This is a genomic window from Trebonia sp. (assembly GCF_030042015.1).
Taxonomy (GTDB): Bacteria; Actinomycetota; Actinomycetes; order Streptosporangiales; family Streptosporangiaceae; genus Trebonia.
On sequence record NZ_JASIAL010000269.1, the window covers coordinates 1 to 9731 of the forward strand.

A 9731-nucleotide genomic window follows, 5' to 3' on the forward strand; every position below is an offset into this window, starting at 1 on the left:
GGGGTCGGTCCGCCAGCCCTCGGCGAAGCCACGCAGCCACGTCCGCAGCGCGCCCGGCGACCGTTCCCTGATGACCGTCAGCGCGAACCAGTCGAACAGGTACCAGCAGGCCAGCGGCCAGGGCAGGTTCCGCCGGGCCAGCAGCACCCGGTTGCGGCCGTCGTAGCGGTACCAGATCTCGTGCCGGGCGTTCGACACCGGCGGGTGGCACATCTGGGCCTGCGCGTCGTACTCCAGGGTGTAGCCGCGCTCGATGAGCTGCCAGGCCAGGTCGGTTTCCTCGTGCGCGAAGAAGAAGTCCTCCGGCAGGCCGCCGGCCTGCGCCCAGGCCGAACGCCTGGCCGCGAACCCGGCGCCCACGAACGTGGTGACCTGCGAGGACCGGTCGGGATCGGCCCGCAGCCGGGGAACGTGGTGCCGCACGCCAGCGCCGCCGGCCGGGTCAACCACGTGGAAGGCCAGCACCGCGAGGAGCGGATCGGCGGCGAACCGCCCGGCCACGTGATCGGCCAGGCCCGGGTCGCTGAACCAGCCGTCGTCGTCCAGGAACATGACCACCTCGCCGGTGCTGGCCGCCACGCCGGCATTGCGTCCGCCGGCCACCCCGAGGTTTTCCGGCAGCCGGACCGTTGTCACGCCGGACGGGGTCGGCGGGAGGTCGCACCCGTTCCCAACCAAAACGAGCTGGACACCCTGCTCGCGCATCGGTGCGGTGCTAGCGATCGCGCGCTCAAGCTCGGCTGGCCTGGTGCCCATCGTGATGATCACGCAGGACAGCTTCATGAGAGCCGCTTCGATGCCACGATCGCGGCCAGGTGCGCGACCACCATCAGCGCGGCCACGATCAAAGCGGCGACGAGCAGCACCCTGGTGGCCAGCAGGCCGCCCCTGATCTGGTCCGCGATAGCCGCGAGCAGCACCAGAACCGACAGCTCGATCTGCTGGATGATGCGGTGAACCTTCAGCAGGCTGGCGGCCCGGCGCAGCGAGGCAAGCCCGGCCGACCGCGGCTGGAGCGCCGCGCTTTCGTGGCCGGCCGGCAGGCCCTGCACCGCCCTGGCGATCACGACGTTGTCGGTCTCGGCCTTGACCAGGCAGGCGAGCACGGCGGCGGCCAGGCCCGCGGTCACGTACCGGCCCGATGTGGTCAGCGCGCCCTGCGCCCGGAAGCCGAGGCCGATCAGCATCGCCGACTCGCACAGGTAATGGCCGATCCGGTCGATGTAAATGCCGGTCGCCGAGGTCTGGTTGCGGAGCCTGGCCAGCTCGCCGTCGGCGCAGTCGAACAGCAGCGCCAGCTGGACCAGTACCGCCCCGATGATCGCCGTGGCCAGCCCGCCGAAGGCGATCACGACCCCGGCGGCGACCCCGCAGACCACGAACGCGGTAGTGACTCCGTTGGGTGACCAGCCGAGCCTGGCCAGCAGCCAGGTCGCCCGCGGCGAGATCTTGCGCATGTACAGGCGGCCGAACAGGTGCTCGTCGTTGACCCGCTCGACGACCCAGCGCGGCTGACCCTGGGCCCGCACCTCGTCCATCGTTGGCCGGGACATGCTCCTCCGCTCTGGCTGGCGTGCCGTGGGGACCGTAGTTGTCTCGGGACTGCGCCATCCCGGGACCGTGCTATCTGCCGAACAATGGTAGGCGGGCTGGGCCGCTCAGCTCAGGCTGGACACCACGGCCCGGCGGGAGTCGGGCGCGCCGAGTTCTCGCCTGGCTATTTCCGCACCGCGGAGGTGTGCGGCTGGATCACGATCCAGCCACACGCCTCGCGCGTCGGCCGGTTACGGCTGGGCTAGCCTCCCGTGGCATGGGAGACATCCCGCCCGATCTGGCCGACCACCCCGACCGAGTCCGGTGGAACCAGCGCTACGCCAGCCGGCCAGCGGCCGACTTCATCGCCAGGCCACTGGCAGAGCACGTCCTGCCGCTGGCGCCGCCTGGTCCGGTGCTGGAACTGGCCTGCGGCCGGTCCGGCAGCGCGTTGCTGGCGGCCGGGTCAGGCCGGCGGGTCGTGGCAGTCGACGTGTCGGATGCGGCGCTCGATGCGCTGGGCGCCGAGGCCCGGCGCCGTGGCCTGGAGGACCGCATCAGCCTGGTGCAGGCGGACGTGACCACCTGGCGAGCCGAGCGGAACCGTTTCGCTCTCGTGCTGTGCACCGGCTACTGGGACCGGGCGGCGTTTCTGGCCGGGGCGGATGCTGTCGGGCCCGGCGGGATCATCGCCTGGAGGGCGTTCACGACACAGGAACTCCGGGCCCGGCCGTCGTTTCCGCTCTCGTGGTGCATGCGCAATCGCGAGCCGGCCGTACTGCTGCCCGACGGCTTCGAGGTGCTCGACTCTCACGACGAGGGGACGCGGCGGCAGTTCATCGCCCGCCGGGTTATCCCCGGCACCGTGCCCGCCGACAGCCGAGACCGGGTGCGGGGATCCCGGCCTCAGCCTCGGCTTCTCCGGTTACAGGAGCGTTGTAACCGCCTTGACCTCGGTGTAGTTGTTGAGCACCTCGCGGCCCATCTCGCGGCCCCAGCCCGATTCCTTGTAGCCGCCGAACGGCAGCGAGGCGTCGAACACGTTGTAGCAGTTGATCCAGATCGTGCCGGCCCGGATCTTCTTGGCCAGGGCGTGCGCCTTGGAGATGTCCTGGGTCCAGATACCCGCGCCGAGGCCGTACTCGGTGTCGTTGGCGGCCGCCGCGATGTCGTCCAGGCTGCTGAACGGGGCGGCCACCACCACCGGGCCGAAGATCTCCTCGCGGACGACCTTCATGTCCGGGGTGGTGTTGGTCAGCACGGTGGGCTCGACGAAGTAGCCGGTGTCGCCGTGCCGGGCGCCGCCCGTGACCGCGGTGGCGCCGTCGGCCAGGCCGGACTCCAGGTACCCGGTGACCCGGCGCAGCTGCTCGTCGGAGACCAGCGGGCCCATCTGGGTGCCCGACTCCATGCCCGGGCCGAGCCGGATCGACCGGGCGATCTGGGCGACGCCCTCGACGACCTCGTCGAACCTGCCCTCCTGGACGAACAGCCGGGAGCCGGCGACGCAGCACTGGCCGTGGTTGAAGAAGATGGCGTTGGCCGCGCCCTCGACGGCGGCGGGCGAGGCGTCGTCGAAGACGATGTTGGGCGACTTGCCGCCGAGCTCAAGCGTGACCTTCTTCAGGTTCCCGGCGGCGGCCTGCAGGATCAGCCTGCCGACTTCGGTGGAGCCGGTGAACGCGACCTTGTCCACGTGCGGGTGCGCGGCCAGGGCGGCGCCCGCGGTCTCGCCGAAGCCGGTGACGACGTTCACCACGCCGTCGGGCACGCCCGCCGCGGCGATCAGCTCGGCCAGCTTGACGGCGGTGAGCGGGGTCTGCTCGGCCGGCTTGAGCACCACGACGTTGCCGGTGGCCAGCGCGGGCGCCAGCTTCCAGGCGGCCATCAGCAGCGGGAAGTTCCACGGGATGATCTGGCCGACCACGCCGACCGGTTCGCGCAGCGTGTAGGAGTGGAAGTTCGCTCCCGGCATGTAGGGCACAGAGATGTCGATCGTGTTGCCCTCGATCTTGGTGGCCCAGCCGGCCATGTAGTGGAACATGTCGGCGGCCAGCGGAATGTCCGCGGCGAGGGCCACGGGGTACGGCTTGCCGTTGTCGAGCGATTCGAGCTGGGCGAGTTCTTCGGCGTGCTCGAGGATGAGGTCGCCGATCTTCCAGATGATGCGGCCGCGTTCTGATGGGGTAAGGCGGCCCCAGGGCCCGTCGTCGAAGGCGCTGCGGGCGGCGCGGACGGCCCGGTCGATGTCTTGCGCGTCGCCTTCCGCGACTTTGGCCAGGGTTTCCCCGGTGGCCGGGTTGGGCGTGTCGAACGTCTTGCCTGAGGCGGCGCTGACCCACTGGCCGTTGATGAACAGCTGCCTGGGTGCGGCGGTGAACTCCTCGACGCTGCGGTCCACGGTCACTGTCATGCTCGTACTCATCTCCCTTGCCGCGCGGCGGAGGCAGCCACCCCGTTGCGGCTGGCCCTCTCGCGGGTGGGCTGGCGGCTTGCCCGTTGCAGCTTGCCCGCAGTGGCCGCGCGCTGGCCGCGGCGGCGTGTGCGAACGCGCGAGCCGGGCCTCGACGTAGTCACAATGAGACAACACGAGGTCGGCTGGCACAAGGGGCGCTGTTGTCCGTGGGGTGGCGTCGTCACCTATGCGGAATTGAGGTCGCCCTGCTATGAGGGCAGTAAATATCCCCGATCATACGAAAACTCGTTTGGTAGTCTCGCTGGGCGTAGGCCTGCCGGGTGGCGGGGCGAACGTTGCCCGCTCATCTCCGGAATCTGCATGATGGTGGCATGCCATCCCGTCAGCCGCCCGTTGCGGAGCCGCTCGCCATGACGGGCGCCAGCCGCGCCCGGTGGGAGGAGCTCCTGGACGGCATCGCTGGCCTGCTGCCCGCGGGGGGCGCGGATGGGCTGGACGTGCTGGTCGACGGGGACGGGGCGCAGCCGGCGCTGCTCGCCGCCCGGCTCGCCGCGGCGCTGAACGCGGACGGGCGGCGCTGCGTGCGGCTGTCTCCGTCGTCCCGATTGCCTGCCGCCGGCGCAGGAGGCGATGCGGGCGCGGAGGCGGTCAGGCTGGCCGACGGCCCGGGCTGGCGCTCCAGCCGGCACTGGGATGTGGTGATCGTGGTGCGCACCGCGCCGACGCCGGCGGCCCGCGGCGGCGGTTCCCGGCAGGACGGCGAGTCCGGTGCCGCGATCGTCGTCGACATGGACGACCCGGGCTGGCCGGTGATCCGCCGCGTCGCCGTCCCGCTCGCCGGGCACGGGCGGTGGTACCTCACCGAGACCCGCGCGTTCTTCGCCGCCCGGGCCGCGACCTGGGACACCAAGTTCGGCGACGACATGGCCGCCTATGCCGCCGCCATCGCCGAGGCCGCCATCCGGCGCGACGGGGCGGTGGTCGACGTCGGCTGCGGCACCGGCCGCGCGCTGCCCGCGCTGCGCCAGGCGGTCGGCCCGCGCGGCACCGTCATCGCCGTCGACATCACGCCGGAAATGCTCCGCGAGGCGAACTGCCGTGGCCGGGACGCGCACGCCGCGCTGCTGCTCGCGGACGCCCGCCGGCTGCCGCTTGCCGACGCCTGCGCCGACGCGGTGTTCGCCGCTGGGCTGGTCAATCACCTGCCAGACACCGTGGCCGGGCTGCGCGAGCTCGCGCGCATCACCCGCCAGGGCGGACGGCTCGTGCTGTTCCACCCGACGGGGCGAGCGGCGCTCGGCGCGCGTCACGGCCGCACGCTCAGCCCGGACGAGCCGCTCGCGGCCGGCCCGCTGCAGCTGTCCACCCGGGCGGCCGGGTGGGAGCTGACCGCCTACGACGACGCGGCAGACCGCTTCTTCGCGCTGGCCGTCCGGCGGTAAGCGGGCAGCTCTTGGCGGAATGTTCGGGGTTTGCGTTGCCATGGCAACGCAAACCCCGAACATTTTCAGGCGCGGGGGGTCGCCGTGGCGGTCGTGATCATGTCCAGGAAGTTCAGCGCGGCCAGGGCCATGGCCCGGCGCCAGGCGAGCAGGGTCGCCTCGAAGCCGCCGCTCTGGGTCCGCTTGGCCTCGATCGCGCTGGCGATCGGCTCGAGGACTTCCCGCTGGCTGCGGAGCAGGCCGGCCGGGTCGTCTCCGGCGCGGTCGAGCAGGGCGAGCTTGAGCAGCAGCTGCGAGCGGATGTCGCGGACGTGGTCCACGGGGGTGTACAGCCAGACCAGCGCGGCGGCGCGGCCGTCCTCCGTCGCGGCGTAGACGGTCCGCTGCGGGCCCTGGCCAGGCTCCGTGCCCTCGGGCGTGATCAGGCCGGCGTCCACGAGCCGGCCGATGGAGCGGTAGATCACCGCCTTGGGGATCTGCCAGATCCGGCCGAGCTCGCCGTCGGGGGCGGTGAGCTGGGCGACCGCGAAGCCGTGCATGGGCTGCTGGCCCAAGATGGCAAGCACGAGCCACTCAGGCACCGACAACGACGGCTGCGCGTCCATGGGACCGAGGGTAGCGGCCCGGGCGGCGTGCCCGCGTCAGGCAGAGGCACGCCGCCGGGGCAGGAAAAGGCCGGGAAAGGCCGGGAAAGACGAAGAGAATGACGGATCAGAACGGGTAGGGCGCGATGTCGCCGCGTATCGTGACCCAGCGCGTCTCTGTGAACGCGTCGAGGTTGGCGGTGCCGCCGAACCGCGTGCCGGTCCCCGAGTCCAGGATGCCGCCGAACGGCACGTTGGGCTCGTCGTCGACCGTCTGCTCGTTGATGTGAACGATGCCGGTCGGGATGCGGCGGGCCAGGTCGAGGCCACGCATCACGTCCTTGGTGAGGATGCCGAGGGACAGCCCGTAGTCGCTGCGGGCGGCGATCTCGGCGGCCTCCTCGCTGGTCTTGAACTTCAGCACCGGGGCGACCGGGCCGAACACCTCGTTCGCGTACGCGGGCATCTCGGTCGTCACGTCGGCGAGCACGGTGGGCCGGTAGAACAGGCCCTCGTAGGTGCCGCCGGCGGCGAGCCTGGCGCCGGCGGCGGTGCTGGCCGTGACCAGGGCGTGCACCTTGTCCCGCTGCCGCACGTCGATGATGGGGCCGAGCGCGACCTGGCCGGTTGCGGGGTCGCCCACGGGCAGGTGCGAGGCCTTTTCCGCGATCGCCGCCACGTAGTCGTCGTAGACGGACTCCTGCACGATGTGCCGGCCGGTGGTCATGCAGATCTGGCCCTGGTGCAGGAACGACCCCCAGGCGCCGGCCGATGCCGCCTGGGCCACGTCGACGTCGTCGAGGATCACAAGCGCGGAGTTGCCGCCGAGCTCCAGGTGGACCCGCTTGAGGTGGCGGGCCGCCAGCTCGCCGACCCGGCGGCCGACCGCGGTCGAGCCGGTGAACGAGATCAGCCGGACGAGCGGGTCGGTGATCAGGGCTTCCCCGGCGTCCGGGCCGCCCGGCAGCACGTGCAGCAGCCCGTCGGGAAGCCCGGCCTCCTCGAAGACCCGGGCGAGCACGACGCCGCCGCAGACGGCCGTGCGCGGGTCCGGCTTGAGCACGACCGCGTTGCCCAGGGCGAGCGCGGGCGCCACCGAGCGGATGGCCAGGATCTGCGGAAAGTTGAACGGGGCGATCACGCCGACGACCCCGACGGGGACCCGCTCGGCGAAGCTGAGCCTGGGCTGCTCGCTGGGCAGCAGCTCGCCGTAGGGCCGGGACGGCAGCGTGGCCGCCTCGTAGATCTCGCCGGTGGCGACGTGGGTCTCGAACTGGGCCGCGGGGCCTATCTTGCCGCTCTCCCTGATCACCCACTGCTCGATCTCGGCGGCGTTCGCCTGCCAGATGTCGGCGGCCCGGCGCAAGATCGCCGACCGCTGCGTGTGCGGGGTCGCGGCCCAGGCCGGCTGCGCCGCGGCCGCGTACCGCGCGGCGCGCACCACGTCGTACGGGGCGGCGATCCCCGTCCGGGCGAGCTCACGGCCGGTCGCCGGCTCGATGACGGCGGCCGCGCCGCCTTCCGGCGTCACCCAGCCGCCGGAGTACACCCGGCCCTGCCAGGTCTCGTCTTTGAGGAATGTCATGATCCGCTCCCGGTTCGCGTAGGCACGCCGGCGCTGCGCGGCCGGCGCTCGGGCACCTTGTCCAAAATGGCCACAACGGGACTACCGAACGGCACTACGATACGCCGGGCGCGGCGCTTGTTGGATCTCCCAACTTTGCCGCCGCCCCGCTTGTCAGGCCTGCCTCTTGGCGGCCATCGCGCCCTGGCCTAGGCTTCAAGTCACAGTGAGACTAGGACTCCTGTGCCATGCCCGCGCGCACGGCAGCAGGGGGGACGGATTCGGAGGGCACCCCAGATGACCCTGGCGAACGAGGTCAACGTCCCGATCCAGCACACGGATCGCTTCTTCATCGGCGGGGAGTGGGTAACACCGTCATCCGACGCCACCATCGACGTCATCGACTCGCACACCGAGCAGGTCTACCTCACGGTCGCCGAGGCGCAGGCGGCCGACATCGACCGCGCGGTCACCGCGGCCAAGGAGGCGTTCGACAACGGCCCGTGGCCGCGGCTGTCGCACGCACAGCGGGCGGAGTACCTGCGGGCGCTCGGTGAGGAGGTCGTCAAGCGGTCCGCCGACATCGCGCAGATGTGGCCGCGCGAGTCCGGCGTGCTCGAGGCCGTCGCCAAGGGCGCCGCGTTCGGCGCGAAGCACACGTTCGACTACTACGCGGACCTGGCCGGCACGTTCGGCTGGGAGACGCCGCGGCACCCGGCGCGCGGCGGCTTCGGGCTGGTCGTCAAGGAGCCGGTCGGCGTGGTCGGCGCGATCATCCCGTGGAACGCGCCGATGGGGCTGATCAGCATGAAGCTCGCCCCGGCGCTGATCGCGGGGTGCACGGTCATCCTCAAGTGCTCGCCCGAGGCGCCCGGCGAGGGGTACCTGATCTCGGAGGCCGCGCAGGCGGTCGGCCTGCCGGCCGGCGTGCTCAACGTGCTCACCGCCGACCGCGAGGTCTCCGAGCTGCTCGTCCGCGACCCCCGCGTCGACAAGATCACCTTCACCGGGTCCACGGCGGCGGGGCGCCGGATCGCCTCGATCTGCGGCGAGCGGATCGCCCGCTGCACCCTGGAGCTCGGCGGCAAGTCGGCCGCGGTCATCCTCGACGACGCGGACATCGAGACCGCCGCGCGGTCGCTGGCCATGGCCGAATGCCTGCTGTCCGGTCAGGTCTGCGCGTCGCTGACGCGGATCGTGGTCAGCAGGCCGCGGCACGACGAGATGGTCGAGGCGCTCGCCGCCGCGTTCTCCAAGGTCAAGGTCGGCGACCCGTTCGACCCAAGCAGCCAGATGGGCCCGCTGGCCGCGCAGCGCCAGCGCACGCGGGTGGAGGGCTACATCGCCAAGGGCGTCGAGACCGGCGCGACCCTCGCCACCGGCGGCGGTCGGCCGAAGGACCTCGACCGCGGCTGGTACGTCGAGCCCACGGTGTTCGGCAACGTCGACAACAAGTCCGTCATCGCGCAGGAAGAGATCTTCGGCCCGGTGCTGTCCGTCATCCCCGCCGACGACGAGAACGACGCGGTGCGCATCGCCAACGAGACGATCTACGGGCTGCACGGCGCCGTGTTCACCAGCGACGTCGAGCGGGCCCGCGAGGTCGCCGGGCGGATGCGCACCGGGGCCATCGGCCACAATGGATTCAAGTCGGACTTCGACATGGGGCACGGCGGGTTCAAGCAGTCCGGCATCGGCCGCGAGGGCGGTGTGGACGGACTGCTGCCGTTCCTTGAGTCCAAGGCAATGCTGCTCGACGAACCGACGGCCGCCTACCAGGGCATCGACTTCTAGAAACGAGGCCAGATAAGAGATGACAGCAGTCAGCGACGCCGACGTCAGCACCCCGCTGCTGATCAACGGCGAAGAACGGCTCACCGCCGATAGCTTCCCCGTGTACGACCCGGCGCACACCGGCGCGATCATCGGGTACGCCGCCGCGGCCTCGGCCGACGACGCGCTTGACGCCGTGGCCGCGGCCGAGCGGGCATGGCCGGCGTGGTCGGCCCTGACCACCGCCGAGCGCGTCCCGATCGTGCTCAAGGCGCTGGAAGGCCTCGACGCCGACGCCGACGCCCGCGCGGAGATCCTGTCCCGCGAGAACGGCAAGGTGCGCTTCGAGGCCACCATCGACCTGCTGGTCTTCGCCGGCCGGTTCCACCAGGCCGCCCAGTACGCGCCCGAGCTCGACG

Annotated in this window: 8 protein-coding genes and 1 pseudogene; 4 read left to right on the forward strand and 5 right to left on the reverse strand. The window is 71.8% G+C overall.

All coding sequences use genetic code 11. The features are described 5' to 3' along the window. A partial coding sequence (locus Q1N79_RS14380; RefSeq protein ID WP_300609301.1) for a glycosyltransferase family 2 protein occupies window positions 1-783 on the reverse strand: 783 nt, incomplete at its 3' end. Then, entirely contained in the window at window positions 780-1553 is a 774-nt protein-coding gene (locus Q1N79_RS14385; protein WP_300609303.1) for a CDP-alcohol phosphatidyltransferase family protein, read from the reverse strand. The genes Q1N79_RS14380 and Q1N79_RS14385, both read right to left, overlap by 4 nt. A 257-nt stretch (window positions 1554-1810) precedes the next feature. On the opposite strand from Q1N79_RS14385, the pseudogene Q1N79_RS30680 reads away from it, so the two are divergent. Further along, window positions 1811-2155, forward strand: a pseudogene (locus Q1N79_RS30680) (cyclopropane-fatty-acyl-phospholipid synthase family protein); the annotation flags it as partial. A 303-nt stretch (window positions 2156-2458) separates the two neighbouring features. Here Q1N79_RS30680 and Q1N79_RS14390 read toward each other — a convergent pair. After that, window positions 2459-3946 (reverse strand): aldehyde dehydrogenase family protein, encoded by a 1488-nt coding sequence (locus Q1N79_RS14390; RefSeq protein ID WP_300609305.1) that lies wholly within the window; start codon window positions 3944-3946, stop codon window positions 2459-2461. Between the two features lie 374 nt (window positions 3947-4320). On the opposite strand from Q1N79_RS14390, the gene Q1N79_RS14395 reads away from it, so the two are divergent. Continuing rightward, window positions 4321-5391, forward strand: a complete 1071-nt coding sequence (locus tag Q1N79_RS14395) for a class I SAM-dependent methyltransferase (RefSeq protein WP_300609307.1) — start codon at window positions 4321-4323, stop codon at window positions 5389-5391. Between the two features lie 65 nt (window positions 5392-5456). Here the strand turns inward: Q1N79_RS14395 and Q1N79_RS14400 are convergent, their stop codons facing one another. Next, window positions 5457-5996 (reverse strand): PadR family transcriptional regulator, encoded by a 540-nt coding sequence (locus tag Q1N79_RS14400; protein ID WP_300609308.1) that lies wholly within the window; start codon window positions 5994-5996, stop codon window positions 5457-5459. A 106-nt stretch (window positions 5997-6102) separates the two neighbouring features. Beyond that, window positions 6103-7560, reverse strand: coding sequence for a benzaldehyde dehydrogenase (locus Q1N79_RS14405; RefSeq protein WP_300609310.1), 1458 nt, complete (start codon window positions 7558-7560; stop codon window positions 6103-6105). A gap of 276 nt (window positions 7561-7836) precedes the next feature. Between Q1N79_RS14405 and Q1N79_RS14410 the strand changes: the two genes are divergently transcribed. Then, window positions 7837-9333 (forward strand): aldehyde dehydrogenase, encoded by a 1497-nt coding sequence (locus tag Q1N79_RS14410; protein ID WP_300609312.1) that lies wholly within the window; start codon window positions 7837-7839, stop codon window positions 9331-9333. Window positions 9334-9352: 19 nt separating this feature from the next. Then, the coding region (locus Q1N79_RS14415; protein WP_300609314.1) for an aldehyde dehydrogenase family protein at window positions 9353-9731 on the forward strand (379 nt) is incomplete at its 3' end.